Origin of the sequence: Geodermatophilus sp. CPCC 206100 (assembly GCF_048569675.1) — a bacterium.
In the GTDB taxonomy this organism is placed as follows: Bacteria; Actinomycetota; Actinomycetes; order Mycobacteriales; family Geodermatophilaceae; genus Geodermatophilus.
In genome coordinates this window covers 26,056-52,595 of the sequence record NZ_JAQISV010000017.1, presented here as the reverse complement: position 1 = coordinate 52,595, position 26,540 = coordinate 26,056, and the positions used below count along the sequence as shown (strand labels likewise).

Below are 26,540 nucleotides of genomic sequence, written 5' to 3'. Positions count from 1 at the left end.
GGCGGGGGCAGGGGGGTCCTCCTCCTAGGCGCCGACGGCCTTCTGCACGTCGAGCGCCAGCAGCAGCTGACCGTGGAGCTTGAACGCGCCCCGGATCAGCTCCCGGGCGGAGCCGTCCAGGGTGTCCGGCGGCGCCTCGAAGTCGGCCGGGTCGACGTCGACCACGTCGGCGATGGCGTCGACCAGCAGGCTGACCGCCTCGCCGTGCAGCCGGACGACGATCACGACGGCGTCGGTGCCCTCGGGCCGCGGCGGACGGCCCAGCCGCTCCCGCAGCTCGATCGCGGTGACGACCTGGCCGCGCAGGTTGATCAGGCCGGCGACCGCAGCGGGCGCCAGCGGCACCCGGGTGAGCCCCTGGCTGCGCAGCACCTCCTGCACGTGCGCCACCTCGACGCCGTAGAGGTCGCCGTCCAGCCAGAAGGTGGCCAGCTGGCCGCCGACGGCGGGGGCCTCGGTGTCCGTGGTCATCTCAGACCTCCAGCAGGGGAGCGGCGACGCGCGCAGGCGTCGCGGGGGCGGAGTAGAAGGCCGGGTCGGCGGCGAGGATCGCGGCCCGGACGTCGAGCAGCTCGGTCACCTTCTCGCCGAGCACAGCCGAGCCGAGCAGGCCCAGGTCGTCGATGTCGCTGCGGACGGCGGCCTCGCCGTCGACGATGTCCAGGATCTCCTCGACCACGATGGCCACGCTGCGGCCGTGGTCGGAGTAGACGATGACCTCCAGCACCTCGCGGTCGGACTCGCCGTAGGCGCCCAGGTGCCGGTCGAGGCGGACCATCGGCAGGATCGCGCCGCGGTACTGGACCACCTCGCGGTTGCCGACCCGCTCCACGGACTCGGCGCGCACCTGCTCCAGGCGGGTCACCGTGTCCAGCGGGATGGCGACCCGGCGTCCGCCGCCGATCGCGGCCAGCAGCATGCGCTGCCGGTCGGACTCGGTGGCGACGGCCTGCAGGGCGGCCTCGCGGGACTCCTGCCGCTCGGTGGTCTCGGTGCGCAGGGCGCGGCGGGCCAGCGCCTGCACGTCGAGGATGAGCGCGACGGCGCCGTCGCCGAGGACGGTCGCGCCGGAGTACAGGCCGATCGCCTTGAGCTGGCCGCCGACGGCCTTGACCACGATCTCCTCGGTGTTGATCACGCGGTCGACGACCAGGCCGAAGCGCCGGCCCTCCGAGCGCAGCACCGCGATGACCACGTGGCCGTCGTGCCGGTCGGAGGTCAGCCCGAGGACGTCGGTCAGCCGGACCAGCGGGAGCAGCTCGCCGCGCAGCCGGTACACCGGGGCGCCGCCGACCTCCTCGACCGCGGTGGCGGCCTTCTCGGCGTCGAGCGCGACCAGCTCCTGCAGGCTGATCTGCGGGATCGCATAGCGGTCGCCGGCGCACTCGACGGTCAGCGCCGGGACGATGGCCAGGGTCAGCGGGATGCGCAGCCGGCAGACGGTGCCCTTGCCGGGCACCGACTCGACCTCGATCGTGCCGCCGATCGACTCGATGTTGGTCTTGACGACGTCCATGCCGACGCCGCGGCCGGAGACGTTGGTGACCGCCGCGGCCGTGGAGAAGCCGGGCAGGAAGATCATCTGCAGGACGTCCTGCGGGCTCATGCGGTTGAGCACGTCCAGCGAGATCAGCCCGCGCTCGACGGCCTTGGCGCCGACCCGGGCCGGGTCGATGCCGGCGCCGTCGTCGGCCACCTCGACCACGACCTGGCCGCTCTCGTGCTTGGCGCGCAGGGTCAGCACGCCCTCGCCCGGCTTGCCCGTGCTCCTGCGGACGTCGGGGGCCTCGATGCCGTGGTCGACGGAGTTGCGGACCAGGTGGGTCAGCGGGTCCTTGACCGCCTCGAGCAGCGTCTTGTCGAGCTCGGTGTCCTTGCCCTCCATGTCCAGGCGGACCGTCTTGCCGCACTGGATGCCGAGGTCGCGGACGACGCGCGGCAGCTTGGACCAGATGTGGTCGATCGGCTGCATGCGCGTCTTCATGACGCCCTCCTGCAGCTCGCTGGCGATGAGGTTCAGCCGCTGCGAGGCGCGCACCAGGTCGGTGTCGTTGGAGCGGCCCACGTACTGGACGATCTGGTTGCGGGTCAGGACGAGCTCCCCGACGAGCAGCATCAGCTCGTCGAGCAGGTCGACGTCCACCCGGATGGTGCTGTCGGCGACGGCCCGGCGGGCCTGGCCGCCGTTGCTGTCGGCCGCCGGCGCGGCCTCGGCCTCGGGGACCTCGACGGTCTCGACGGCCGGCTGCGGCCGGGGGGCGGGCACGGGGGTCTCGGCCACGGGCGCGGGCACCTCCGCGGCGGGAGCGGGGACGGCGGCAGCGGGGACGGCGGCAGCGGCCGGCTGCTCGGCGACCGGCGCCTCGACGACGGCGGCCTCGGCGACGGGAGCGGCCACCGCGGCGGGCGCCTCGTCGTCCATCGCGGCGCTGATCGCGGCGACCACGGCCTCGACGTCGACCGAACCCTCGCCGCCGCTGGCCTCGATCGAGGCCAGCAGCGAGCGGACGGTGTCGACCATCTGCAGCAGCACGCTGGTCCGGTGCGGGGTCAGCGCCAGGGCACCGTCCCGCAGGCGGGAGAGCATGTTCTCGCCGACGTGGGTGACCTGCTCCAAGCGGTGGAACGCCAGGAAGCCGCTGGTCCCCTTGATCGTGTGGATCGTGCGGAAGATGCTCGACAGCCGCTCCCGGGAGTCGGGCTCCTGCTCCAGGGCGACCAGGTCGGTGTCCAGCTGGTCGAGGTTCTCGTGGCTCTCGACCAGGAACTCCTCGACGATGTCGTCCAGACCGTCCACGTTGCTCTTCTCTCTCGTCCGTCGGCGCAGCGCGCGCCTCGGAGGGGTTCATCGGCCGGGGGGCCTGGGTCCTCAAGCCCAACGGGCTCCTGTCCGGGGGCCGGCGCGGCGGCGGGAGTCGCCGCGCCGGCCCGTGGCCCTCCTGCGGGGTCCCGCCGCGAGCTCGCGAGGGGTGGAGGCAGGAGTGCCCTTCAGTAGGTGAAGCGGGCCACGCTGGTGCGCAGGTCGGCGGCCATCCGGGACAGCTCGTCCACCGCGGTGCGCGTCTGGGTCAGCGCCTGAGTGGTCGCGCCGGCGGCACTGGAGACCCCGGTGATGTTCTCCGCGATCTGCCCCGACCCCTGCGCGGCCTCCTGCACCGACCGCGACATCTCATTCGTGGTGGCGGTCTGCTCCTCCACCGCCGAGGCGATCGTGGTCTGCCGGTCGGAGATCTGGGCCACGATCTGGGAGATCTCCCCGATCGCGGTCACCGCCGCCCCGGTGTCACCCTGGATGGCCTGCACCCGCCGGGCGATGTCCTCGGTCGCCTTCGCCGTCTCCTGCGCCAGCTCCTTGACCTCGTTGGCCACCACCGCGAACCCCTTGCCCGCCTCCCCGGCCCGCGCCGCCTCGATGGTGGCGTTCAGCGCCAGCAGGTTCGTCTGCTCCGCGATGCTCGTGATCACCTTGACCACGTTGCCGATCTCGGCCGAGGACTCCCCCAGCTTGGCCACCGTCGCCGTCGTCGTCTCCGCCGCCGTCACCGCCCGCGCCGCCACATCCGAGGCCTCCGCGGCGTTGGTCGCGATCTCCCGGATGCTGGCGCCCATCTGCTCCGCGCCGGCCGCGACCGTCTGCACGTTGCGCGACACCTCCTCCGCGGCACCGGACACCACCCCGGACTGCGCGCTGGTCTCCTCCGCCGACGCCGAGATCTGCGCCGAGGACGCCGACAACTCCTCCGAGGACGCCGCGACGGCGTCCGCCGAGGCCACGACGGTCGCCATCACACCGCGCAGGCTCTCCTGGGCCCCGGCCAGCGACTGCGCCATCCGGCCCAGCTCGTCCTGGCTGCGGACCTCGGGAGCGACGGTCAGGTCACCCTCGGCCAGCGCCTCGATCGAGGCCTGCACGGAGCGCACGGTGCGCACGAGCTGGCGCACGATCCACGACGCGAGCGCAACGGCGGCGAGGATGCCGATGGCGAGAGCCGTCCACAGCGTCCAGGTCGCGGCGGTCGCGAGGTCCCGGCCGGCCGCCGCGTCGGCACCGGCGTCCGCCTCTTGCCGGTCGAGCTCGGCACCGAAGGCGTCGGACAGCGCTCGCGCGGTGTCCGCGAGCGGCCCCGAGGCCACCCGGGTGGCGGCGGCGCGGTCTCCTGCGTCGGCAGCGGGGACCAACTGCTGGTCGACCACGGCGTAGTAGGCGTCCATCGCCTCCTGCACCGGGGCGAAGTCAGCCGGGTTGCCCAGCGAGGCGACGTAGGCCTCCACCTCCGTGGCCAGCTGATCCCTGCGCTCGGCGAGGTCCGGACGCAGCGAGGTTCGGGTGGTGTCGTCCGACAGGCCGTAGAGGATGTAGCGCGCCCGGTCGCCTTGGAACGTCCGCTGCGCCTCGCTGAGCTTGACGATGGGCACGATCGAGTCCGCGTACAGGACCTCGCCGGAGTCGGCCAGGGTGCCGATCCGCTGGACGGCGAGGCCGGTGAGCGCGACGGCCACGACGGCCAGCAGGAGGAGCGCAGAACCGAGTTTGACCGCGATCGGTCGACTGGCGAACCAACCGGTCCGGTCGGCTGCGGTTGAACGGGCGGTGGACATGTGCGAACTCCGGGGAATGGTGGGGAGGTGGTCGGCTGAATGGTGGGCGCCGACCGCGCCGTCCGCGCCCGCCGCCACGTTAGTGCCATTCCAGCAATGCACTCAGCGCACCGAACAGCGTGTCGGCGACGCCCGTCGGAATTGTCGGCCGCCGTCCGCCGGGAGCCGCCTTGTCGACTTCGCGAGACGTGTCGAGAGAACGCCGCGAGGGGTGCGCGGCCCCGTGGCCGCGCACCCCTCGCGGGTGTCTCGCGCTGTCGCTCAGAAGGTGAAGCGGCCCACGCTGGTGCGCAGGTCGGCGGCCATCCGGGACAGCTCGTCCACCGCGGTGCGCGTCTGGGTCAGCGCCTGGGTGGTGGAGTCCGCGGCGCTGGAGACCCCGGTGATGTTGACCGCGATCTCGCCGGTGCCGCCGGCCGCCTCCGCGACGGAGCGCGACATCTCGCTCGTGGTCGCGGTCTGCTCCTCCACCGCGCTGGCGATGGTGGTCTGCCGGTCGGAGATCTGGGCGACGATCGTGCTGATCTCGTCGATCGCCGCGACGGCCGCGGTCGTGTCGCCCTGGATGGCCTGCACCCGGCGGGCGATGTCCTCGGTCGCCTTCGCCGTCTCCTGCGCCAGCTCCTTGACCTCGTTGGCGACCACCGCGAAGCCCTTGCCGGCCTCGCCGGCGCGGGCGGCCTCGATGGTGGCGTTGAGCGCCAGCAGGTTGGTCTGCTCGGCGATGCTCGTGATCACCTTGACGACGTTGCCGATCTCGGCCGAGGAGTCGCCCAGCTTGGCGACGGTGACCGTCGTGTTGGCCGCGGCGTCCACCGCGCGGGCGGCGACCTGGCTGGCCTCCGCGGCGTTGCTGGCGATCTCCCGGATGCTCGCGCCCATCTGCTCGGCACCGGCCGCGACCGTCTGCACGTTCCGGCTGACCTCCTCGGCCGCCGACGCCACGACCCCCGACTGCGCCGAGGTCTCGCCCGCCGAGGCGGCGATCTGCGCCGAGGACGCCGAGAGCTCCTCCGACGACGCCGCCACCGCGTCCGCGGAGGAGACCACCGCGGTCAGCACGCCGCGCAGGCCGGCCTGGGCGTCGTCGAGGGCGGCGGCCATGCGGCCGAGCTCGTCGGCCGACTCCACGCCGGTGGCGACGGTCAGGTCGCCGCGGGCCATCGCCTCGGCGGTGCGCTGCACCGAGCGGACCGTCCCGACCAGGCGGCGCACCACGACCACGGTCGCGACGGCGGCCAGCAGCACGCTGAGCAGCGCGGTGACCAGGAGCGTGGTGATCGCGGCGGCGGCGTCCCGCTCGGCGTCGGCGTTGCGGGCGGCGGCCTCGGCCGACTGCGCCACGCCCTCCTCCTCGAGCCCGTCGGCGATGGCGGTCAGCAGGGGGCTGGAGACGTCGCGGTACAGCTGCGCGTAGCCGGCCAGGTCGCCGCGGTCGGCGGCCGGGAACAGCTGGGTGGTGTTGCTCTGGAGGAACTCCTCGCGCGACGCCTGGTACTCGTCCATGGCGGCGCGGTCGACCACGAAGGGCTCGTAGTCGGCGAGGGCGGCGTCGACGTCGGCCTGCTTCTCGTCCATCTCCCCCAGCAGCTCGATCCGCCGGGCCGGGCTGGAGACGGCGTACTCCAGCACCCGGGCGCGGTGCGCGGCGGTCGCCCGCTGGACGGCGGACAGCGCGTTCAGCGGCTCGAGGTTCTCGGCGTAGATGCGCTCCTGGTGGTCGCGCATGCCGCCGATGCGGGACACCGCGAGGACGTTGGTCGCCAGGACGACCACCGCCAGGAGTGCCACGACGGCGCCGATCTTGACGCCGACGGGACGGTCGGCGAACCAGCCGCCGCGGCGACGGGTGGGTGAACTGGATGACATGCCGAACTCCTGCTGTGCGCACGGGAAGGGGGTGTAGCGCCGACCACCGTCCTCGGTACGCGGTCGCTGGAACGAACATAGAGCCGTTCCGGCACCGAATTGCGAAGTGAAACGTGTCGCGAGGAGAAAGCGCGGTGACCCCGGGGAATGGCGTCGAGGAATCGACACGGACGCCCCCGGGAACTCGTCGCGCTCCATTGTCGACACGTCGACCGGGCGGATCGACGACCATTTCCCGGGAATGCGGGCGGGCCGGCGACACCGGCGTCCGGGAACGCCGACGGGCTCCGAGGGCGCGTTCTGCGCCCTGCGGAGCCCGTCCAGCGGTGGCCCTCTCTCAGCAGGTGAACGCCGCCACGCCGGTGCGCAGGTCGGCCGCCATCCGGGACAGCTCGTCCACGGCAGTGCGGGTCTGGGTCAGTGCCTGGGTCGTGGACTCCGCCGCGGCCGACACACCGGTGATGTTCGCGGCGATCTGGCCCGAGCCGGTGGCGGCCTCGTGCACCGAGCGGCTGATCTCGCTGCTGGTCGCGGTCTGCTCCTCCACCGCCGAGGCGATGGTGGTCTGCCGGTCGCTGATCTGGGCGACGATCGTGCTGATCTCGTCGATCGCGGTCACCGCGGCGGTGGTGTCGCCCTGGATGGCCTGCACCCGGCGGGCGATGTCCTCGGTGGCCCTCGCCGTCTCCTGGGCCAGCTCCTTGACCTCGTTGGCGACCACCGCGAAGCCCTTGCCGGCCTCGCCGGCGCGGGCGGCCTCGATGGTGGCGTTCAGCGCCAGCAGGTTGGTCTGCTCGGCGATGCTCGTGATCACCTTGACGACGTTGCCGATCTCGGCCGAGGACTCCCCCAGCCTCGCCACGGTGGCCGTGGTGGACGCGGCCGCCGCCACGGCCTGCGCGGCCACGCTCGAGGCCTCCGCGGCGTTGGTCGCGATCTCCCGGATGCTCGCGCCCATCTGCTCGGCGCCGGCGGCCACCGTCTCCACCCCGCGGGAGACCTCCTCGGCGGCACCCGAGACGACCGTCGACTGGGTGCTGGTCTCCTCCGCGGCAGCGGCGATCTGCGCCGAGGACGCCGAGAGCTCCTCCGACGCCGCCGCCACCGCGTCCGCCGACGTGGCCACCGTCGCGAGGACGCCGCGCACCGCGGCCACCGCCGTGTCCAGCGACTCCCCCATGCGGCCGAGCTCGTCCCGGGTGCCCAGGTCGGCGCTGCGGGTCAGGTCCCCGAGAGCCAGCGCCCGCGTCACCACCTCCACCCGGCGCACGCTGCGGGCGATGCCGCGGGCGACGGCGAGGCCGATGCCCCCGGCGAGGACGATCCCGGCCACGGACAACACGATCGACCAGGTGCGCTCGGACTCGTAGTCCGCGCGGACGGCCGCGTCGAGGGCCCGTGCCTTGGTGTCCTCCAGGTCGCGGAGCCCGCCGACCTGCTCGGTGAGCGCGGCGACCAGCGGCCGCCCCTGCGCGTCGTCGGCGGCCACCCAGCCCCGGACGTCGCCGGCGAGGGCGAGCGGCGCCAGCGTGTCCCGGACGACGGTCTCGTAGTCGTCCATCCCCCGGACGACCTCGTCCACGACCGCCTGCTCCTCGGGCTCCAGGCCGCTGGCCGAGTAGTCGGCAACCACGTGCTCGAACTCCTCGTGCAGGACGTCGAGCTCGTCGACGCTGCGCCGGGCGGCCTGGGGGTCCACCGCCAGGACCATGTCCCGGGCGTTGACCCTGATCCGGTTCAGCACCGACTCCATGTCGGCCGCGGCCTCGACGCCGGTGAGGTTGTGGGCGTACATCGCGTGGGTGTCCTCGACCGCCAGCGCCAGGCCGTTGATCCCCATGGCCGCGACCGCAGCGGTGACCACGGCGGAGGTCCCGACGGTGGCCAGCACCTTGGTGGTGACACTGCGGTCGCCCCACCACCGCGGGCGGCGGTGCGACACAGCTGGGGTGCGGACGGCGGTCATCGGCTCTCCTCGAGCGGTCGGGGTGGCGGGTCAGGTGGTGCGGTGGCTCCCGCGCCTGGTCCCGCCACGGTCGAGGCGAGGCGGTGCGGCGCCGGAGCCCGCTGGGCCGGCGCGGCGGGGGAAGTCGCCACGCCGGCCTGCGGTCCTCCGGTGGGTGGATCAGTAGGTGAAGCGGGCGACGCTGGTGCGCAGGTCGGCGGCCATCCGGGACAGCTCGTCCACCGCGGTGCGGGTCTGGGTCAGCGCCTGAGTGGTCGCGCCGGCGGCACTGGAGACCCCGGTGATGTTCTCCGCGATCTGCCCCGACCCCTGCGCGGCCTCCTGCACCGACCGCGACATCTCATTCGTGGTGGCGGTCTGCTCCTCCACCGCCGAGGCGATCGTGGTCTGCCGGTCGGAGATCTGGGCCACGATCTGGGAGATCTCCCCGATCGCGGTCACCGCCGCCCCGGTGTCACCCTGGATGGCCTGCACCCGCCGGGCGATGTCCTCGGTCGCCTTCGCCGTCTCCTGCGCCAGCTCCTTGACCTCGTTGGCCACCACCGCGAACCCCTTGCCCGCCTCCCCGGCCCGCGCCGCCTCGATGGTGGCGTTCAGCGCCAGCAGGTTCGTCTGCTCCGCGATGCTCGTGATCACCTTGACCACGTTGCCGATCTCGGCCGAGGACTCCCCCAGCTTGGCCACCGTCGCCGTCGTCGTCTCCGCCGCCGTCACCGCCCGCGCCGCCACATCCGAGGCCTCCGCGGCGTTGGTCGCGATCTCCCGGATGCTGGCGCCCATCTGCTCCGCGCCGGCCGCGACCGTCTGCACGTTGCGCGACACCTCCTCCGCGGCACCGGACACCACCCCGGACTGCGCGCTGGTCTCCTCCGCCGACGCCGAGATCTGCGCCGAGGACGCCGACAACTCCTCCGAGGACGCCGCGACGGCGTCCGCCGAGGCAGCCACCGACGCGAGCACGGAGCGCATCTCACCGATCGCGCCGTCCAGCGCGGTGCCGGTGCGGCCCACCTCGTCGCGGGTGCGCAGCCCGGTGGCGACGGTCAGGTCACCCTCGGCCAGCGCCTCGGCCGACCGCTGCATCTGGCCCAGCGCCCGGGAGAAGCTGCGAGCGAGCAGGAAGCCGCAGGTGAGCGCGGCGGCCAGGCCGACGACCAGGACGACGACCAGCGTGGTCCGGGTGCTCTCGTAGGAGGCACGCGCGGCCGCAGCGTCGGCGGCGGCCGCCTCCGTGGCGGCGGCGGTGAGCCCCTCGATGTCGGCCACCATCTCCTCGGTGAGGGGGGTGATCTGCTCCTTGCGCAGAGCGTCACGCTGCGGCAGCTGGCCGGCGGCGAGCATGGCGTCCATCTGCAGGCCGAACTGGAAGTACTGGTCCATGTCGGCGAGGACCTCGTCGACCGCGGCCTGGTCGGCGGCGGACGTGCCGGGCACGTCCACGAACTGCTCCCCGGCCGCGACGAAGGCCTGCCGGGCGACCTCGCGCGCGTCGCTGTAGGTCTTCACCAGCTCCGGCGTCGTGGCGTAGGTGCGGCTGGTGCTGGTGAACCGGATGTTCATCAGCTGGAAGCGCATCTCCTCGGCCAGCTGCACCGCGGCGACGTTCTGGGTGTGCATCTGGGAGGTGCGCTCGGCGGCACCGCTGAGGGAGGCGAGCCCCTGGACGCCCACGACGAGGGCGGCCACGGCGGCGACGGCGACGACGGCGAGCACCTTGGTCCGCACCCCCAGGTCGCCCCACCAGGAGCGGCGGGTCGGTACGGGCGGGGACGCCGTGCGGAACGGGGCGGAGCGGGCGGTCATGAACGGTCCTCAAGACGTGGCGGGGCCGGACGGGATGCCCGGGAAATGGTTCCCGGGCGGTGTCCGTGGGATTGCGTGGAGCAATGGTGTGCATTCCGGACGGCGCGGGCACACATTGGCGTGGCGTGTCGCGTCGGGCGCTCGAGAAAGGTCGGTCGACGCCATTCCGCAGTTCCCATGTCGACCTGTCCACCGCCGTCCGGTGCCGGCGTCAGTACGTGAACCGCCCGACGCAGGTGCGCAGGTCGGCGGCCATCCGGGACAGCTCGTCGACCGCAGTGCGGGTCTGGGTCAGCGCCTGGGTCGTCGCCCCGGCGGCCGCGGAGACGCCCGTGATGTTCTCCGCGATCTGGCCCGAGCCGCCCGCCGCCTCGTGCACCGAGCGGGACATCTCGCTGGTCGTGGCGGTCTGCTCCTCCACCGCCGACGCGATCGTGGTCTGCCGGTCGGAGATCTGGCCGACGATCGTGCTGATCTCGTCGATCGCCGCGACGGCCGCGGTCGTGTCGCCCTGGATGGCTTGCACCCGGCGGACGATGTCCTCGGTCGCCTTCGCCGTCTCCTGGGCCAGCTCCTTCACCTCGTTGGCCACCACCGCGAAGCCCTTGCCCGCCTCCCCGGCCCGCGCCGCCTCGATAGTCGCGTTGAGCGCCAGCAGGTTCGTCTGCTCCGCGATGCTCGTGATCACCTTCACCACGTTGCCGATCTCCGCCGAGGACTCCCCCAGCCTCGCCACGGTCGACGTCGTCGTCCCCGCCGCGGCCACCGCCCGAGCGGCGACGTCCGACGCCTCCGCCGCGCTCGAGGCGATCTCCCGGATGCTCGCGCCCATCTGCTCCGCGCCGGCGGCCACCGTCTCCACCCCGCGGGAAACCTCCTCCGTCGCGCCGGCCACCACCGCCGACTGCGCACTGGTCTCCTCCGCCGCGGCGGCGATCTGGGCCGAGGAGGCGCTCAACTCCTCCGAGGCCGCCGCCACCGCGGCCGCCGACGCCGTGACCTCGGTGAGCACCGCCCGCACGCCGTCCTGGGCGGCGGCGAGGGCGGTCGCCATCCGGCCGACCTCGTCCCGGGACCGCACCCCGCTGGACACGGTCAGATCGCCGGTCGCCAGTGCCTCCAGCGCCGCCTGCACCCGCCGGACCGGCCGAGTGACCGACCGCGTCGTGAACCGGCTGAGGGCCAGCACGAGCGCCAGGCCCAGGCCGGCGACCACCATCGTCGTCAGCTGCGTGCGCTCGATCGCCGCCCCGAGCCGGGCCTCGGCGTCCTCGGTCGCCGCCTCCATGGCGTCCTTGGCCGCCTCCACCGCCCCGTCGGTGAGGTCGTTGGCCGCCTGGATGTCCGCCCAGCCCGCCCGGGCGCCGGCCTGGTCGGCGACCGCGCCGGCCACGAAGGCCTGGATGGCGGCCGTGTAGTCGCCGAAGTCGGCCTCGAGGGCGCTGACCGCGGTCGCCGGTCGTCCCGTCAGCCCGAGGCCGTCGAGCTCGTCGATCAGCTGCTCGGGGGTGGCGATGTCGTCGGCGAGCTCGGCCAGCTGCTCCGCCGGCACCTCGCGGACGGCGGCCTTGAAGCCGTCCACCTTGAGCTCGCTGGCGCGGGTGTCCAGCTGCAGGACGAGGCTCTGCGCGTCGGCCAGCACGGCGAGCTCCTCGTTGAGCCCCCGGACCGTGGCGTTGCCGGAGACGACGCTGCCGAGCAGCCCGGCCAGGGCCAGCACGACGACCCCGACGAGGAGGCCGAACTTGACCGCGAGGGGGCGGTCGGCGAACCAGGACGCGGAGGGGGGTAGGGGAGCGGGGGAGGTGTGCACGGCGACGTCCTGAGCATTTCCGGGGGTGGGACGACGCCATGGTTGGACCTACTCCAACAACAGCGACGTCGCCACGGCGGACGGTGACCTGATCGTGCCCGAGAATGCGGTGACCGAATGGCCGAGGGACCGTTTGTCGACATCCCCCGGTGCGGCCCGGAGAGGGCGCGCGACCATTCCGGTGGAATGGCGCAGCGCGGCTCAGGCGAGCCGGTCGGCGAGTTCCTCGAGGAAGGGGACGACGGCGGCGGGGTCGGCCAGGCGGAACCGGGCCGCCGTCGGCCCCGCGCCCACCTTCACGGTGACGTCGCCGGCGGGCAGGGCGCGGAACGCGTCCTCGTCGGTGAGGTCGTCGCCGAGGTACACCGCCGCGGCGGCGCCGAGCTCCTCGCGCAGCCGCAGCAGGGCACTGCCCTTGTCCGCGTCGGTCACGGCGAGCTCGAGCACCTCCTTGCCCGGCTTCAGCGTCAGTGACGGATCCGCCGCCCGGTGCGCCTCCTCCAGGAGTGCCGCGGCCGCCGCCCGGTCGGTGACCTGCCGGACGTGCACCGCCACGCTGGCCGGCTTGACCTCGAGCAGCGCGCCGGGGACGGCGGCCACCAGCGGCGCGAGGCGCTCGGCGAGCGCGTCGCGGCGGTCGGCCAGCTCACCGGTCAGCGGCCCGTCGAACTCCGCGCCGTGACTGCCGACCCAGCGGTAGGGGCCGGAGAGACCGCTCACCGCCTGCAGGTCGGCCACGCCGCGCCCGCTCACCAGGGCGACGACGACCCCGTCGCACGCCGCCACCCGGTCCAGCGCCGCGACGGCGCCGGGGGAGGGGACCGCCGCCGACGGGTCCCCGACCAGCGGGGCCAGGACGCCGTCGTAGTCGCTGGCCACCAGCAGCGGCCGCCGGCCGGCCAGCCCGGCCAGCACCGCGCCGAGGTCGGCGGGCAGGGCGCTCATGCCTGGGCGCGCAGGGCGTCGAAGAAGGACGTCGCCCAGTGCTCGAGGTCGTTCTTGAACAGGTGCCGGCGCATGGCCCGCATCCGCTTGGCGCCCTCGCCCGGCTCCTGCCGCAGTGCCCGCACCAGCTGGTTCTTGACGCCCGCGATGTCGTGCGGGTTGACCAGGTAGGCCTGGCGCAGCTCGGCGGCCGCACCGGCGAACTCCGACAGCACCAGCGCGCCGCCGAGGTCGCCGCGGGCGGCTACGTACTCCTTGGCCACCAGGTTCATCCCGTCGCGGTACGGCGTCACGAGCATGACGTCGGCGGCCCGGTAGAGGGCGGCCAGCTCCTCCCGCGGCACCGACTGGTTGATGTAGTGCACGGCCGGCCCGCCGAGGGTGCCGTAGATGCCGTTGATGTGCCCGACCTGCTGCTCGATGGTCTCGCGCATGTGCACGTAGTGCTCGACCCGTTCCCGGCTGGGGGTGGCGACCTGGACCAGGACCGTCCCCGGCGCCTCCAGGACGGCGTCCTCGAGCAGCTCCTCGAACGCCGAGAGCCGGACGGCGATGCCCTTGGTGTAGTCCAGCCGGTCCACGCCGAGGATCATCTTCTCCGGGTTGCCGAGCTCGTCGCGGATCTCCTTGGCCCGCTGGACCACCTCCGGCGAGCTCGCCAGCTCGTCGAAGGCGGCGACGTCGATGGAGATCGGGAAGGCGCGGGCGGTGACCGTGCGGCCGTCGTACTCGATCGTCGTGCCGCGTGCCGGGAGCTCGTGCAGCCGGCGGGCCAGCTGGACGAAGTTCGCCGCCGCGCTCGGCCGCTGGAAGCCGACCAGGTCGGCGCCGAGCAGGCCCTCCACGATCGCCGAGCGCCAGGGCAGCTGGGTGAACAGCTCGTAGGGCGGGAACGGGATGTGCAGGAAGAACCCGATGGTGAGGTCGGGGCGGCGCTGCCGGAGCATGGCCGGCACCAGCTGCAGCTGGTAGTCGTGCACCCAGACGATCGCACCCTCGGCGGCGACCTCCGCGGTGCGCTCGGTGAAGCGCTTGTTGACCTGGACGTAGGTGTCCCACCAGGTCCGGTGGTACTCGGGCTTCTCGACGACGTCGTGGTAGAGCGGCCACAGCGAGGCGTTGGACATGCCCTCGTAGTAGCGGTCCACCTCCTCCTCGGAGAGCTCCACCGGGATCAGCTGCATCCCGCCGGACTCGAACGGCTCCGGCGCCTCGCCGGCCGAGCCGGACCAGCCCACCCACGCGCCGCCGCGCCCCGCGACGAACGGCTCCAGGGCGGTCACCAGGCCGCCAGGGCTGCGCTGCCAGCGGGTGCTGCCGTCGGGGTCGGTCACCTGGTCGACCGGTAGCCGGTTGGCCACCACGACGACGGGGCTGTCCGCTCGCACGTGTCCTGCCGATGTCCCAGCCATACCGGTCCCGACCCTACTGAGGTCGACGCCGGAACGCGCCGTGGACCCTCACCCGGCTGCGAGGAGGAACGCCAGCGCGGCCGCGCCCAGCCCGAGCACCACGGTGGCCAGCGTGTAGGCCAGCGCCCGGAGCAGTGTGCGCCCGGCCAGGCGGACGACGTCGCTGCCGAAGGTCGAGAACGTGGTGAGCGTTCCGCAGAAGCCGGTGCCCACCAGGGTCACCACCTCCGCCGGGGCGCCGCCCCACCCCAGCAGCGCGCCCAGGACGGCGCTGCCGGCCACGTTCACCGCCAGGGTCCCCGAGGCCGGGTCCCGCCCGCCGCGGCCGGCCAGCCGGGTCGCCAGCAGCCGCAGGGGCGCCCCGGCCAGGGCGCCGGCCGCGACCAGCAGCGGGGTCACCGGGGCGCTCCGCGGCGGACCGCCGCCGCGCCCGCCGCGACCGCGAGCACCCCGCCGAGCACCGACGCCAGCACGTACCCGGCGGCCAGGGGGAGCGCGCCGGCGTCGGCCAGCGCGACGGTCTCCACGGCGAAGGCCGAGTACGTGGTGAAGCCGCCCAGCACGCCGACGGCGAGGAACGGGCGGACCCAGGCCGGCTCGGGGGAGTGGCGGGCCAGGAACCCGAGCAGCACACCCATCAGCAGGCAGCCGGCGAGGTTCACCGTCAGGGTCGCCCAGGGCCAGCTGCCCGAGCGGTGGGGGAGCGCCTCCGCGACGCCCCACCGCGCCAGCGCGCCCAGGACGCCGCCCGCCGCGGCCAGCACGTACGCCACACGACCCCCAGGCATAGGAAGCTCTACCCGCGTCACCGGCCGGCGGACGCGGGTAGAGCTTCCTATGCCTGGGGTCCGGAGCGTCGGCGGGTCTCGGGGAAGAGCAGGTCGACGAAGCGCTCGACGGTCGGCTGCGGCTCGTGGTTGGCCAGCCCGGGCCGCTCGTTGGCCTCGATGAACACGTGCTCGGGGCCTCCCACGTCGGGGACCAGGAAGTCCAGCCCGGTCACCGGGATGCCGATGGCCCGGCTGGCCCGGACGGCGGCCTGCGCGATCGCCGGGTGCAGGCGGTCGGTGACGTCCTCGATGGTGCCGCCGGTGTGCAGGTTCGCCGTCCGCCGGACCCGGACGTGCTCCCCGGCGGGCGGCACGTCGTCCATGTCGTAGCCGGACTCGGCCACCACCTCGGCGGTGGTGTCGTCCAGCGGGATCCGGGACTCCCCGCCCGTCGCCCGCTCCCGGCGCCGGCTGGTGGCCTCGACCAGCCGGGTGACCGGCGTGCGGCCGTCGCCGACCACCTCGGCCGGACGGCGCACCGCGGCGGCGACGACCTCGTGGTCGATGACCACCACGCGCAGGTCGTCGCCCGGGACCAGCTCTTCGACCAGGACGTCGGGGCAGAACTGCAGCGCCAGCCGCACCGCCCGCTCCAGCGCCTCGGGGGAGGTCACGCCGACGGTGATGCCGCGGCCCTGCTCGCCGCGGGCCGGCTTGACCACCACCTCGCCGCACTGGTCGAGCAGCCTCCGGCCGTCGTCCAGCTCGCCGTCGCGCACCACCGCGCCCCGGGGCACCCGCACGCCGGCGCGCTCCATGATCCGGCGGGTGACCCGCTTGTCGTCGCAGCGGCTCAGGGCGACGGCGGTGGTGAACTCCGACAGCGACTCGCGGGTGAGCACGGTGCGCCCGCCGAGGGAGAGCCGCATCTCCCCCCACTCGGGGTCGGTCACCTCGACGCGGACGCCGCGCTGCAGCGCCTCCTCGGCGATGATCCGGGCGTAGGGGTTGACCTCGGCCAGGCCCGGCGGGCGCGCGGCGAACAGGGGCGTGTTGATCGGGTTCTTGCGCTTCACGCAGACCGCCGGCGTGCGCTGGAACCCCAGCTTGCGGTAGAGCGCGATGGCGCCCGCGTTGTCGTGCAGCACCGACAGGTCCAGGTAGGACCGGCCGCGGCCGACGTAGCGCTCGGCCAGCACCCGGACCAGTGCCTCGCCGGTCCCGGGCGGGGCGTCCTGGGCGTGCACCGCCAGGCACCACAGGCTGGCGCCGCCCTCGGGGTCGTCGAAGGCGAGCACGTGGTCCACCCCGGTGACCGTGCCGACGATGGCGCCCGTCCGGCGGTCCTCGGCCACCAGATAGGTGAAGGTCCGGGTGCGGTGGTTGGCCCACATGGTCCCCGGGTCGCCGGTCACCATCGCGTTGCGGGCGTAGATGTCGTTGACCTGGCCCATCTCGGCCAGCGAGGTGACCGTGCGGACGAAGACGCCGCGGATCAGCTCGTGCCGGGGCCGGTAGCGGTGCAGGTCGAGCCGGTAGGTGTAGCTGGGGTCGATGAACAGCTCGTCGGGCGCCAGCCCCACGAGGACGTGCGGATCGCGCGGGTAGATGCAGATGTCGCGGCGCCCGGTCTCCTCGGCCCGCAGGGCGTCGACGATGCCGCGCAGGTCGGCGAACGTCTGGCCGAACACCAGCCGGCCCCAGCCGACGTCCAGGACGACGTCGGTGGCCATCCCCTGGCGCTGGTGCTCCGAGGGCTGCTGCCACGAGCGGCTGGTGAACGAGGGGGTGTCCGCCACCGTCGTCCGGCGGCGGTGCCCCGCGATGCGCGCGGCCACGCTCAGACCCCGTGCGTCTGCAGCCACAGCTCCAGCAGGCCCAGCTGCCACAGCTTGTTGCCGCGCAGCGGGGTCAGCTCACCGTTCGGGTCGGCCAGCAGGTCCCGGACGTACTCCGGGCGGAACAGCCCGCGCTCGCGGGCGGCCTCCCCGGTGAGCGCGTCGCGCACCAGGTCGAGCACCTTGCCCTCGAGGTGGGTGATCGCCGGGACGGGGAAGTAGCCCTTGGGCCGGTCGATGACCTCCGGCGGGATGATCCGGCGGCCGATCGCCTTGAGCACGCCCTTGCCGCCGTCGGCGAGCTTGAGCTCGGGCGGGCACATGGCGGCCAGCTCGACGAGGTCGTGGTCGAGGAAGGGCACCCGGGCCTCCAGGCCCCACGCCATGGACATGTTGTCCACCCGCTTCACCGGGTCGTCGACCAGCATGACCTCGCTGTCCAGGCGCAGGCCGGCGTCCACCGCGGTCTGCGCGCCGGCCATGCCCATGTGCTGCCGGACGAACTCGAGGCTCGGGTCGCCGTCCACCGTGTAGCGGTCGGCGACCAGGCGGGCCATGTCGGCCGCGTCGCGGTCGAAGAACGCCGCCGCGTAGCGGTCCACGGCCTCGTCCCGGCCGCGGCCGGCCAGCGGCGGGTACCAGTGGTAGCCGGCGAACACCTCGTCGGCGCCCTGCCCGGACTGCACGACGCGGATGGACTGGCTGACCCGCTCCGACAGCAGGTCGAAGGCGACGACGTCGTGGCTGACCATCGGCTCGGCCATCGCGCCGATCGCGTGGTCCAGCGCCGCGACCAGCTCGTCGGAGGCCACGCGGATGCGGTGGTGGTCGGTGCCGAAGCGCTCGGCGATGACGTCGGAGTACTGGAACTCGTCGCCCTCGCGCCCGCCGGCGGCCTCGAAGCCGATCGAGTAGGTGGCCAGCCCGGTCTGCCCCTCCTGCGCGAGCAGCCCGACGATGAGGCTGGAGTCCAGCCCGCCGGACAGCAGCACGCCGACCGGGATGTCGGAGACCAGCCGGCGGCGGACGGCGACCCGCAGCGCCTCCTCGATGGCGTCCTCCCAGTCGCGGTCGGACCAGGAGGCGTGCTCGGGGTGGCGCTCGTAGCTGGCGTTCCAGTAGCGGTGCTCGCGGCTGGTGCCGTCGGCCTCCAGCACCCGCACCGTGGCCGGGGGCAGCTTGCGGACGCCGTTGAGGATCGTTCGCGGTGCCGGGACGACGGCGTGCCAGGTGAGGTAGTGGTGCAGCGCGACCGGGTCGATCGAGGTGTCGACGTCCCCCGCCCGCAGCAGTGCGGGCAGCGACGAGGCGAACCGCAGCCGGCCGGGCGTCTCGCTGAGGTACAGCGGCTTGATGCCCAGCCGGTCGCGGGCGAGCACCACCCGGCCGGTGTCCCGCTCGTGGATGACGAAGACGAACATCCCGTGCAGGTGGTCGACGACGTCGGTGCCCCAGTGGTGGTAGCCCTTGAGGATCACCTCGGTGTCGCTGGTGGAGAAGAAGCGGTAGCCGTGCCCCTCCAGCTCGGCGCGCAGCTCCTGGTAGTCGTAGATGCAGCCGTTGAAGACGGCGGTCAGGCCCAGCTCGCTGTCCACCATCGGCTGCGACCCGTGCGGGGACAGGTCGATGACCGACAGCCGGCGGTGCCCGAAGGCGACCGGGCCGCTGCTCCACGAGCCCTGGCCGTCCGGCCCACGGGGGACCAGGGCCTCCACCATCCGTGCCACGGCGGTGGTGTCGGCCAGGGTGCCGTCGAACCGGATCTCGCCGGAGAGGCCACACATGAGTTCGATCCAACCCCCGTCCCGGATGACCCGCCAGGGGGCGACGAGAACGTCACACGCGTGAAACACGGGCCGGTTCCACGTGGAACGGAGGGGCGGGGACGGCGCTCTCCACCCCTCCGCTGGCCGGCTCGGGGGCGCGGGGACGGGCCGGAGGAGACCTCAGCCGTAGTAGAGGGCGACCGGCCGGCCGTCGATCTCGCGGACGTCGACGGTCGTGTCGTAGACGGCCGCGAGGACCTCCGGGCGCATGATCTCGCGCGACGCCGCGTCCGCCACGACGACCCCGTCCCGCATCGCGACGATCCGGTCGGCGTACGTCGCCGCGAAGTTGATGTCGTGGAGCACGGTGACGACCCGCTTGCCGAGCTCGTCGGCCATCTTCTGGACCAGCCGCATGATCTCCGTCATGTGCCGCAGGTCGAGGTTGTTGAGCGGCTCGTCGAGCAGCACGTACTTCGTGTCCTGCGCGAGCACCATCGCGATGAAGGCGCGCTGGCGCTGGCCGCCGGAGAGCTCGTCGAGGAACCGGGTCCGGTAGGCGTCGAGCTCGAGGTAGGCGATCGCCCGCTCGATGTGCTCGCGGTCGTCCACCGTCAGGCGCCCGCGGGAGTGCGGGAACCGGCCGAACTCCACCAGGTCGTGCACGGTCAGCCGCGCGGCGACGTGGTTGTCCTGGCGCAGCACGGCGAGGGTGGTGGCCAGCCGGCTGGACGGCGTCGTCGCGACGTCCAGGCCGTCGACCGTGATCCGGCCGGCATCGGGCCGGAGGAGGCGGCCGACGAGGCTGAACAGGGTGGTCTTGCCTGCGCCGTTCGGGCCGATGAGCGCGGTCACGCCCTCCTCGCCGAAGCCGATCGACAGGTCGTCGATCACCGGCCGGCCGGCATAGCGCTTGGTGACGCCCTCGAGCGTGATCATCGCGCCACCTTCCGCAGGACGAGGTGGAGGAAGAACAGCCCGCCGGCGAAGTCGATGACCGTGGACAGGGTGCCGCCGAAGCCGAGCGCCCGCTCGAGGACCAGCTGGCCGCCCAGCAGGCACACCATGCCGATGAGCACGGCGGTGGGCACCGTCCACACGTGGCGGAAGGAGCCCGCGTAGGAGTAGGCCAGGTTGGCGACGATCAGCCCGAGGAACAGGATCGGCCCGACCAGCGCGGTCGACGCGGCGATCATGACCGAGACGATCGTGAAGAGGGTCATGACGACCCGGCGGTGGTCGACGCCGAGGCCCACGGCCGTCGGCTCGCCCAGGGTCAGCACGTCGAGGGTGCGCAGCAGCGGCACGACCGCGGCGCAGCCGAGGACGACGAGCAGCGCGCTGAGCAGCAGCAGCGTCTCGTCGGGCCGGGTGAGCGAGGCGAACACGGCGTCGGAGAGCACCTGGAAGTCCAGCGGGTCGAGCATCCGCTGCATCCACTCGGTGAAGCTGCGGAAGAACGTGCCCAGCACGATCCCGACCAGCAGCATGAGGTGGATCGAGCGTCGCCGGCCGCCGAACAACCAGGTGAACAGGGTGACGCTGAACGCCACCATCACGACGACCTGGACGAGCCACAGCGTCACCGGGTCGGCGGCCAGGAACGACGCCGAGCCGGCGGAGAACACGATGACGGTCGAGATCAGCACGTAGAAGGCGTCGAACCCCATGATCGAGGGGGTGAGGATGCGGTTCTGCGTGATCGTGTGGAAGACCACCGTCGACACCCCGACCGCCGCCGCGACGACGAGCATCGCGAGCACCGTGCGACCGCGGATCTCCAGGGCGAAGGCCAGCGAGCCGGGGACGTCGGTGAAGCAGTAGCCGGCGGCCAGGCCCAGGACGGCGAGGCCGAGCGCGGCCAGCCGGACGCGGGGGTCCGCCCAGCGCCGGTCGACCCGGAGGCGCGGCGCGCGGGCGATGGCACGGGACGCCGGGGGAGCGGGATCAGTGAGCACCGCTCCGCCTCCGCAGCAGCAGCCAGAGGAACAGCGCCGCGCCGATGACGCCGACGATGACCGACAGCGGGATCTCGTAGGGGAAGCGCACGAGCCGCGCGAGGATGTCGCAGCCGAGGACGAACACCGCTCCGAGGCCCGCGACCCACGGGATCGCGCGGCGCACGTTGTCGCCGATGATGAGGCTGACGACGTTCGGCACGACGAGCCCCAGGAAGGGGATCAGGCCGGCGGTCACGAGCACCGCCGCCGTGATCACCGCGATGACCACCATGCCGACCGCGACGACGCGTCGGTAGTCGAGCCCGAGGTTGGTCGCGAACTCCTCACCCAGGCCGATCACGCTGAAGCGGTCGGCGGCCAGCCAGGCGACGCCGACCATGAGCCCCGCGATCCACACGAACTCGTAGCGCCCCTGCATGACCGTGGCGAAGCTGCCCTGCGACCACTGCCCGAGGGACTGCAGCAGGTCCAGTCGGTAGGCGAAGAAGGTCGTCACGGCGCCCACGACCCCGCCGAGCATGATGCCGACCAGCGGGACGAGCACGAGCTGGCGCACCGGCACGACCCGCACCACGCGGAGGAAGACCCAGGTGCCGACGAGGCCGAAGACCGCGGCGACGCCCATCTTCCCGATGACGGCCATGCCCGGGAAGAACACGATCGTGACGAGCATGCCGAGGGTGGCGAACTCGCTGACGCCCGTGGTGCCCGGCTCCACGAACTTGTTGCGCACCAGCATCTGCATGATCAGCCCGGCGATGCCCAGGGAGGCGCCGACGAGGACGACCGCGACGGTGCGCGGGACGCGGCTCACCACGAGCAGGAAGGCCGCGGAGCCGTCCGGGCCGGCCGCGAGGACGGACACCGGCGACACGTCCGAGACGCCGACGAACAGGCTCGCCAGCGCGAGGACCGCGAGGAGGACGCCGACGAGCACCCCCACCCAGGTGCGGCCGGGCCGCACGCGGGCAGGGGTGCTCGTCGAGGGGGTGTCGAGCGCCGTCACTGACGGGGGAGGCGCCCGGCCGCTGCCACGTGGGTCACGCGGCGATCTGCAGGACGTCGTCGATCATGATCTTCGTGGTGTCGATGCCGCCGAACACGATGTACCAGGCCGTCGGGTCGAGGTAGACGATGTGGCCGTCCCGGGCCGCCTTCGTCTGCTTCACGATGTCGTTGTCGAGCACGGCCTCGGCCGACTGGGTCCCCTCGCCGGTGGCGGCGTCCCGGTCGACGACCCAGAGGTAGTCGGGGTCGGTCTCGAGCAGGAACTCGAAGGAGACCGGCTCGCCGTGGGTGGCGGCGGCGATGTCGTCCACCACGGGCTGCACGCCGAAGGCGTCGTAGATGAGGCCGCCACGGGCGCCGCGCGCGTCGGAGCCGTCGCCGGCCGGGGCCAGCGCGCTCAGCTCGCCGCCGGAGACCATGACGCCCAGGCCCGTGCCCGCGTCGGCGGTGGCGGCCCGCGCCTCCTCGATGCCCGCCTCGATCTCGGCGATCGCGGCGGCCGCCTCGTCCTCGGCGCCGAGCACCTCGCCGAGGAAGGTGGCGTTGCGCTCGAGGTTCTCGGTGTACGAGCCGCGCAGGCTCAGGTCGACCGTCGGTGCGATCTCGCTCAGGTCCTCGTAGAGCGCCGACGAGCGGCCGCCGATGACGATGAGGTCGGGCTGCTGCGACTCGACCTCGACGAGGTCGGCCTCGAACAGCGTGCCCGCGTTGAACGCGTCGTCGGCGAGGTACCCCTCCAGGTAGTCCGGCACGGACTCGAGCGGAGCGCCGGCGACCTCGCCCCCCAGCGCGCCGATGGTGTCCAGGCTGGCCATGTCGAAGACGACGATCTTCTGCGGGTCCTTCGGGACGTCGACCGTGGTCTCCTCGAGCACGGGGTCCTGGTCCTCGGCGGCGGTGTTCCGGTCCCACGTGAAGGAGACCGTCTCGGTCCCGGCGGCGGCCTCGGCGGTGGTGTCCCCCTCGCCGCACGCGCCGAGGGCCAGCGTGGCGGCGACGGTCAGGGAGAGGGCGGCCAGCGGCCGGGCGGTGGTGCGCATCGGGCTCCTGTCGTACCGGTCTGAGGTGAGGCTGCCCTCACTAAGGGATGCCTAACCTGTCACACCCCCCGTTGCGCCTGTCAACCGGGTCCGCACCGGCCGGTTGACGGGACCGGCCGGCGGGCAGGCACGGGGCCATGGAGATGCGCGCACTGGGGGAGCTGACCGTCCCGGCCCAGGGACTGGGCTGCATGGGGATGAGCGAGTTCTACGGGACCGGCGACCAGGCCGAGGCCGAGGCGACCATCCGGCGGGCCGTGGACCTGGGCGTCACCTTCCTGGACACCGCCGACATGTACGGGCCCTTCACCAACGAGCGGCTGGTCGGGCAGGCGATCGCGGGACGCCGCGACGAGGTCGTCCTCGCCACCAAGTTCGGCAACGAGCGCGGGGAGGACGGCTCGTTCCGCGGCATCAACGGCCGCCCCGACTACGTGCGCCGGGCCTGCGACGCCTCGCTGCAGCGGCTCGGCGTCGAGGTCATCGACCTCTACTACCAGCACCGCGTCGACACCACGGTCCCGGTCGAGGACACCTGGGGCGCCCTGCGCGAGCTCGTCGAGGCCGGCAAGGTGCGGTACACCGGCATCTCGGAGGCCGCGCCGGAGACCATCCGGCGGGCGCACGCCGTCCAGCCGGTGACCGCCGTCCAGACCGAGTACTCGCTGTGGACCCGCGACCCCGAGGACGACGGCGTGCTGGCCACCTGCGCCGAGCTCGGCATCGGCTTCGTCGCCTACTCGCCGATCGGCCGCGGCTTCCTCTCCGGCCAGATCCGCAGCCTCGACGACCTGGCGCCCGACGACTTCCGCCGCCGCAACCCGCGCTTCCAGGGGGAGAACTTCGCCCGCAACCTGGAGCTGGTGGACCGCGTCCGGGAGATCGCCGAGGAGAAGGGCGTCACCGCGACCCAGCTCGCGCTGGCGTGGGTCATGGCGCAGAGCGGGCGCGGGAACGGTCCGACGGTCGTTCCGATCCCCGGCACCAAGCGGGTCGCCTACCTCGAGGAGAACGCCGCGGCCGCCGACGTCCGGCTGACGGGGGACGACCTCCGCCGACTGGACGAGGCGGCTCCGGCCGGGGCCACCGCGGGGGACCGCTACCCGGACATGTCGACGGTCCACCGCTGATCAGGGCGCGGCCGGTCGTGCCCGCCCAGCAGCTCGGCGACGTACCGGCGGGCGGGCTCCACCACCGCCGCGCAGAACTCGCTCCACACCTCCCGCAGCTCGTTACCGGGCCAGCCCGGCGGCCGCAGCGCGTCGGGCAGCATCGGGTCGCCGACCGCGACCCGCCGCACCCGGCCCAGCGTGCGCAGGTGGCTGACCAGCGCCTGCCGGCCGTCGGGCTCGGGGCCGGCGAGGACCGCCCGGAGGTGCTCGATCTCCTGCCGGTAGGCGGCGGCCACGCCGTGCAGGTCCCAGCACCGGGCGGCGAGGTCCACGTCGGACCCGCCGGTCTCGGGCGTCAGCTGGGCGGTGAGCAGGTCCAGGCGGCTGATCGGCTCACCCGCCAGGTCCGTGCGGACGTCGTCCAGGGCCACCCGGTGCGGGGACAGCCAGGTCGCCGGCGCCAGGGGGCCGAACCCGTGCCGGGTGAGGGTGCGGCGGACCCGCTCGCGGGCGGCCCGGTCGGTCTCGGGAACGGTGTAGATCACCACGCGCCACCGGCCGTCCCACGGCCCCAGCCGCTCGTCGAGCCGGGCCCACCGGGTCCGGACGGCGTCCCGGAGGACCTCGGTGGGGGAGTAGAGCGTCTCCCGGCCCCGGCGGGAGGCCGCCAGCCAGCCCGCGCGGCGCAGGGCCGCCGTCGTCATCCGCGTGGTCGGCTCGGCGACGTCCAGGGCCTCCAGCAGCTCCACGAGGGAGCGCAGGCGCACCGGGCGGTCGGTGACGGGGTCGAGGTGCTCGGCGAACAGGTCGACGACGAGTTCACGGACGGTCATGGAGGTCCTTTCGACGCGCCCCGGTGCTGAGCGCGCCCCCGTGGTGTCCGTCCCGGCCCGAGGGCGGTGCCCGGGACTCTCCCCCTACGCGGGAGGATGGCACCCGTGCTCGCCGCCTCCACCACGGGGTCCGCCCGGTGACCCTCCCGCTCGTGGTGGCGGTGACCGTGGTCGCCGCCCTGCTCGCCGTCGCCGGCCTCGCCTCGACGTTCGCCCGGCGGCGGACCGGGCTGCTGCACCTGTGGGGGGCGGCGCTGCTGGAGGCGCTGCTGCTGGTGCAGGCGGTGCTGGCCGTCGTCCTGCTGGTGCGCGGGGAGCGCCCCGCGGACACCCCCACCTTCCTGGGCTACCTGGCGGGGATCGTGCTGCTGCCGATCGCGGGGGTCCTGTGGGCGCGGTCGGAGCCGACCCGCTGGGCGGGGACCGTGCTGGCCGTGGCGGCGGCCACGGTCGGGGTCATGATCTGGCGGTTGCTGCAGCTGTGGGAGGCGACGGGTGGCTGAGACGGCGCCGGGCGGGCGGCGCGTGGACGGCGCGACCGCGGGAGGACCGGGCCGGGTGCTGGTCGCCGTCTACGGCGTCTTCGCCCTGGCCGCGGGGGCGCGGGCGGCGGTGCAGCTGTCCACCCGGTTCGCCGAGGCGCCGGTCGCCTACCTGCTCTCCGCGCTGGCGGCGGTGGTCTACGCCGTGGCGACGGTCGCCCTGGCCCGCGGCGGACGGCGCACCGCGCTGGTCGCGATCACCACCGAACTGGTCGGCGTGCTGGTCGTGGGCACGCTGTCGCTGCTGGACCCGGCCGCCTTCCCGGACGAGACGGTGTGGTCGGACTACGGCCGCGGCTACCTGTTCGTCCCGCTGGTGCTGCCGGTGCTGGGGCTGCTCTGGCTGCGCCGGTCCGGCCGCCCGGCGTCCCGGCCCGGTGCGAGCGGCTAGAACTCCCCGCCGCCGAAGTCCCCTCCGAAGTCACCGCCGCCGCCGAAGTCACCACCGGAGTCGCCCCAGCCGCCGTCGGCCCCACTCGCGAAGTCGGCACCGGGGTCACCGCCATAGTCCCCTCCGGCGTCGCCGCCGTCGGCTCCGGCACCGTCCTCGTAGCCCTCGGCGTAGGCCTCCTCGTCACCGCCGCCGAAGAGCCCGCCGTCACCGATCCCGGTGTCGAACAGGGCGTCGGCGACCGCCGTCCCGACCACCAGGCCCCCGACCGTGCCCAGCAGGCTGGCGCCCATCATGCCGCCGAAGCTCGGCCCGTAGCCGCCGCCGCCGAAGCCGCCGCCGTAGCCGCGGCCGCCGTGACCCGGGCCGTAGCCCGGCCCGTAACCGCCGCCGAAGGCGCGCTCGAGGGTGCCCGGCTGGCGGACCTCGGCGCGGGTCGCGGCGCGGGCCAGGCTGCGCGGGTCGTCCGAGCTCGGGCGTTCACCCGAGGGCACCGCGGCGGCCAGCTGGACCAGCACCTCCTGCCGCTGCTGCGGGGTCAGCTTGGCGAACGCCTCGGCGTGCGCCTCCTCGATCTGGTCGGGCGGCGCCGTCTTCAGCAGGTACCGGTAGCGCTCGACCGCCTGCTGGTCCTCCGAGCGCCCGGCCGGTGGCTGCGGGGGAGGGGGCGGAGCCTCGTAGCCGCCGTAGGCGCGGGCGTGCCCGTCGTCGTACCCGGAGCGGCGTCGGCCGAAGAGCCGGTCGAGCAGTCCCATCGCGATCGTCTCCCTCCCCGGCGCACGCAGCGCCTCTCCGAGGTGGTTGCCCACGGGGCCCGAGCCCACACCTGGCGGTGGAACCGCAGGTCCGAGCGGTCCCCGCGCCCTCCGTGG

General features: G+C 73.8%; 22 protein-coding genes. 3 read left to right on the top strand and 19 right to left on the bottom strand.

All coding sequences use genetic code 11. The features are described 5' to 3' along the window. Nucleotides 1-24: 24 nt before the first annotated feature. The 17 genes from PGN05_RS10130 to PGN05_RS10050 form a co-directional block, all read right to left on the bottom strand. On the bottom strand, nt 25-471 hold the full coding sequence (locus tag PGN05_RS10130) for a chemotaxis protein CheW (RefSeq protein WP_419752408.1): 447 nt from the start codon (nt 469-471) through the stop codon (nt 25-27). A 1-nt stretch (nt 472) separates the two neighbouring features. Next, on the bottom strand, nt 473-2,797 hold the full coding sequence (locus tag PGN05_RS10125) for a chemotaxis protein CheA (RefSeq protein ID WP_419752407.1): 2,325 nt from the start codon (nt 2,795-2,797) through the stop codon (nt 473-475). Between the two features lie 191 nt (nt 2,798-2,988). Continuing rightward, nucleotides 2,989-4,599, bottom strand: a complete 1,611-nt coding sequence (locus PGN05_RS10120) for a methyl-accepting chemotaxis protein (RefSeq protein WP_419752406.1) — start codon at nt 4,597-4,599, stop codon at nt 2,989-2,991. Nucleotides 4,600-4,860: 261 nt separating this feature from the next. After that, nucleotides 4,861-6,468 carry a methyl-accepting chemotaxis protein gene (locus PGN05_RS10115; RefSeq protein ID WP_419752405.1) on the bottom strand — a complete coding sequence of 536 codons (1,608 nt, stop codon included), beginning with the start codon at nt 6,466-6,468 and terminating at the stop codon, nt 4,861-4,863. 337 nt (nt 6,469-6,805) lie between these two features. Then, the gene (locus PGN05_RS10110) at nt 6,806-8,434 is read right to left on the bottom strand and encodes a methyl-accepting chemotaxis protein (protein WP_419752404.1); all 1,629 of its coding nucleotides are present in this window, start codon (nt 8,432-8,434) and stop codon (nt 6,806-6,808) included. A gap of 159 nt (nt 8,435-8,593) precedes the next feature. Continuing rightward, nucleotides 8,594-10,237, bottom strand: coding sequence for a methyl-accepting chemotaxis protein (locus PGN05_RS10105; RefSeq protein ID WP_419752403.1), 1,644 nt, complete (start codon nt 10,235-10,237; stop codon nt 8,594-8,596). Between the two features lie 211 nt (nt 10,238-10,448). Continuing rightward, nucleotides 10,449-12,050 carry a methyl-accepting chemotaxis protein gene (locus PGN05_RS10100; protein ID WP_419752402.1) on the bottom strand — a complete coding sequence of 534 codons (1,602 nt, stop codon included), beginning with the start codon at nt 12,048-12,050 and terminating at the stop codon, nt 10,449-10,451. A gap of 201 nt (nt 12,051-12,251) precedes the next feature. After that, a complete protein-coding gene (gene otsB, locus PGN05_RS10095) occupies nt 12,252-12,995 on the bottom strand; it encodes a trehalose-phosphatase (RefSeq protein ID WP_419752401.1) in 744 nt (247 codons plus the stop codon). Further along, on the bottom strand, nt 12,992-14,383 hold the full coding sequence (locus tag PGN05_RS10090) for an alpha,alpha-trehalose-phosphate synthase (UDP-forming) (RefSeq protein WP_419752400.1): 1,392 nt from the start codon (nt 14,381-14,383) through the stop codon (nt 12,992-12,994). The genes otsB and PGN05_RS10090 overlap by 4 nt, the downstream gene beginning before the upstream one ends. 72 nt (nt 14,384-14,455) lie before the next feature. Continuing rightward, the gene (locus PGN05_RS10085; protein WP_419752399.1) at nt 14,456-14,806 is read right to left on the bottom strand and encodes a fluoride efflux transporter FluC; all 351 of its coding nucleotides are present in this window, start codon (nt 14,804-14,806) and stop codon (nt 14,456-14,458) included. Then, nucleotides 14,803-15,195 carry a fluoride efflux transporter CrcB gene (gene crcB, locus PGN05_RS10080; protein ID WP_419752398.1) on the bottom strand — a complete coding sequence of 131 codons (393 nt, stop codon included), beginning with the start codon at nt 15,193-15,195 and terminating at the stop codon, nt 14,803-14,805. Before crcB ends, PGN05_RS10085 begins: the two co-directional genes overlap by 4 nt. A 47-nt stretch (nt 15,196-15,242) precedes the next feature. Further along, the gene (ngg, locus tag PGN05_RS10075) at nt 15,243-17,015 is read right to left on the bottom strand and encodes an N-acetylglutaminylglutamine synthetase (RefSeq protein ID WP_419752397.1); all 1,773 of its coding nucleotides are present in this window, start codon (nt 17,013-17,015) and stop codon (nt 15,243-15,245) included. 2 nt (nt 17,016-17,017) lie between these two features. Beyond that, a complete protein-coding gene (locus PGN05_RS10070; RefSeq protein ID WP_419752396.1) occupies nt 17,018-18,799 on the bottom strand; it encodes an N-acetylglutaminylglutamine amidotransferase in 1,782 nt (593 codons plus the stop codon). A 162-nt stretch (nt 18,800-18,961) separates the two neighbouring features. Further along, complete coding sequence (locus PGN05_RS10065) at nt 18,962-19,720, bottom strand: ABC transporter ATP-binding protein (protein WP_419752395.1); 759 nt, start codon at nt 19,718-19,720, stop codon at nt 18,962-18,964. Further along, on the bottom strand, nt 19,717-20,739 hold the full coding sequence (locus tag PGN05_RS10060; protein ID WP_419752394.1) for an iron chelate uptake ABC transporter family permease subunit: 1,023 nt from the start codon (nt 20,737-20,739) through the stop codon (nt 19,717-19,719). The genes PGN05_RS10065 and PGN05_RS10060 overlap by 4 nt, the downstream gene beginning before the upstream one ends. Beyond that, the gene (locus tag PGN05_RS10055) at nt 20,729-21,706 is read right to left on the bottom strand and encodes an ABC transporter permease (protein WP_419752393.1); all 978 of its coding nucleotides are present in this window, start codon (nt 21,704-21,706) and stop codon (nt 20,729-20,731) included. Before PGN05_RS10055 ends, PGN05_RS10060 begins: the two co-directional genes overlap by 11 nt. 76 nt (nt 21,707-21,782) lie before the next feature. Beyond that, on the bottom strand, nt 21,783-22,790 hold the full coding sequence (locus PGN05_RS10050; RefSeq protein WP_419752392.1) for a siderophore ABC transporter substrate-binding protein: 1,008 nt from the start codon (nt 22,788-22,790) through the stop codon (nt 21,783-21,785). Nucleotides 22,791-22,927: 137 nt separating this feature from the next. Here PGN05_RS10050 and PGN05_RS10045 point away from each other — a divergent pair, with 137 nt between their 5' ends. Continuing rightward, complete coding sequence (locus tag PGN05_RS10045; RefSeq protein ID WP_419752391.1) at nt 22,928-23,920, top strand: aldo/keto reductase; 993 nt, start codon at nt 22,928-22,930, stop codon at nt 23,918-23,920. On the opposite strand, the gene PGN05_RS10040 is transcribed toward PGN05_RS10045, so the two are convergent. Continuing rightward, a complete protein-coding gene (locus PGN05_RS10040; RefSeq protein WP_419752390.1) occupies nt 23,890-24,735 on the bottom strand; it encodes a PaaX family transcriptional regulator C-terminal domain-containing protein in 846 nt (281 codons plus the stop codon). The genes PGN05_RS10045 and PGN05_RS10040 overlap by 31 nt on opposite strands. A gap of 137 nt (nt 24,736-24,872) precedes the next feature. On the opposite strand from PGN05_RS10040, the gene PGN05_RS10035 reads away from it, so the two are divergent. Continuing rightward, nucleotides 24,873-25,238 (top strand): hypothetical protein, encoded by a 366-nt coding sequence (locus tag PGN05_RS10035; RefSeq protein ID WP_419752389.1) that lies wholly within the window; start codon nt 24,873-24,875, stop codon nt 25,236-25,238. After that, complete coding sequence (locus PGN05_RS10030) at nt 25,231-25,668, top strand: hypothetical protein (RefSeq protein WP_419752388.1); 438 nt, start codon at nt 25,231-25,233, stop codon at nt 25,666-25,668. Before PGN05_RS10035 ends, PGN05_RS10030 begins: the two co-directional genes overlap by 8 nt. On the opposite strand, the gene PGN05_RS10025 is transcribed toward PGN05_RS10030, so the two are convergent. After that, nucleotides 25,665-26,423 carry a hypothetical protein gene (locus PGN05_RS10025; protein WP_419752387.1) on the bottom strand — a complete coding sequence of 253 codons (759 nt, stop codon included), beginning with the start codon at nt 26,421-26,423 and terminating at the stop codon, nt 25,665-25,667. The genes PGN05_RS10030 and PGN05_RS10025 overlap by 4 nt on opposite strands. Nucleotides 26,424-26,540: the final 117 nt, after the last annotated feature.

Excerpts from the sequence above, each read along its gene's own strand:
- PGN05_RS10115 (WP_419752405.1), bottom strand. The coding sequence starts at position 6,468 with ATGTCATCCAGTTCACCCACCCGTCGCCGCGGCGGCTGGTTCGCCGAC.
- otsB (WP_419752401.1), bottom strand. The coding sequence starts at position 12,995 with ATGAGCGCCCTGCCCGCCGACCTCGGCGCGGTGCTGGCCGGGCTGGCC.
- PGN05_RS10040 (WP_419752390.1), bottom strand. The coding sequence starts at position 24,735 with ATGACCGTCCGTGAACTCGTCGTCGACCTGTTCGCCGAGCACCTCGAC.
- PGN05_RS10105 (WP_419752403.1), bottom strand. The coding sequence starts at position 10,237 with ATGACCGCCCGCTCCGCCCCGTTCCGCACGGCGTCCCCGCCCGTACCG.
- PGN05_RS10025 (WP_419752387.1), bottom strand. The coding sequence starts at position 26,423 with ATGGGACTGCTCGACCGGCTCTTCGGCCGACGCCGCTCCGGGTACGAC.
- PGN05_RS10110 (WP_419752404.1), bottom strand. The coding sequence starts at position 8,434 with ATGACCGCCGTCCGCACCCCAGCTGTGTCGCACCGCCGCCCGCGGTGG.
- PGN05_RS10130 (WP_419752408.1), bottom strand. The coding sequence starts at position 471 with ATGACCACGGACACCGAGGCCCCCGCCGTCGGCGGCCAGCTGGCCACC.
- crcB (WP_419752398.1), bottom strand. The coding sequence starts at position 15,195 with ATGCCTGGGGGTCGTGTGGCGTACGTGCTGGCCGCGGCGGGCGGCGTC.
- PGN05_RS10070 (WP_419752396.1), bottom strand. The coding sequence starts at position 18,799 with ATGTGTGGCCTCTCCGGCGAGATCCGGTTCGACGGCACCCTGGCCGAC.
- PGN05_RS10120 (WP_419752406.1), bottom strand. The coding sequence starts at position 4,599 with ATGTCCACCGCCCGTTCAACCGCAGCCGACCGGACCGGTTGGTTCGCC.
- PGN05_RS10050 (WP_419752392.1), bottom strand. The coding sequence starts at position 22,790 with ATGCGCACCACCGCCCGGCCGCTGGCCGCCCTCTCCCTGACCGTCGCC.
- PGN05_RS10045 (WP_419752391.1), top strand. The coding sequence starts at position 22,928 with ATGGAGATGCGCGCACTGGGGGAGCTGACCGTCCCGGCCCAGGGACTG.
- PGN05_RS10065 (WP_419752395.1), bottom strand. The coding sequence starts at position 19,720 with ATGATCACGCTCGAGGGCGTCACCAAGCGCTATGCCGGCCGGCCGGTG.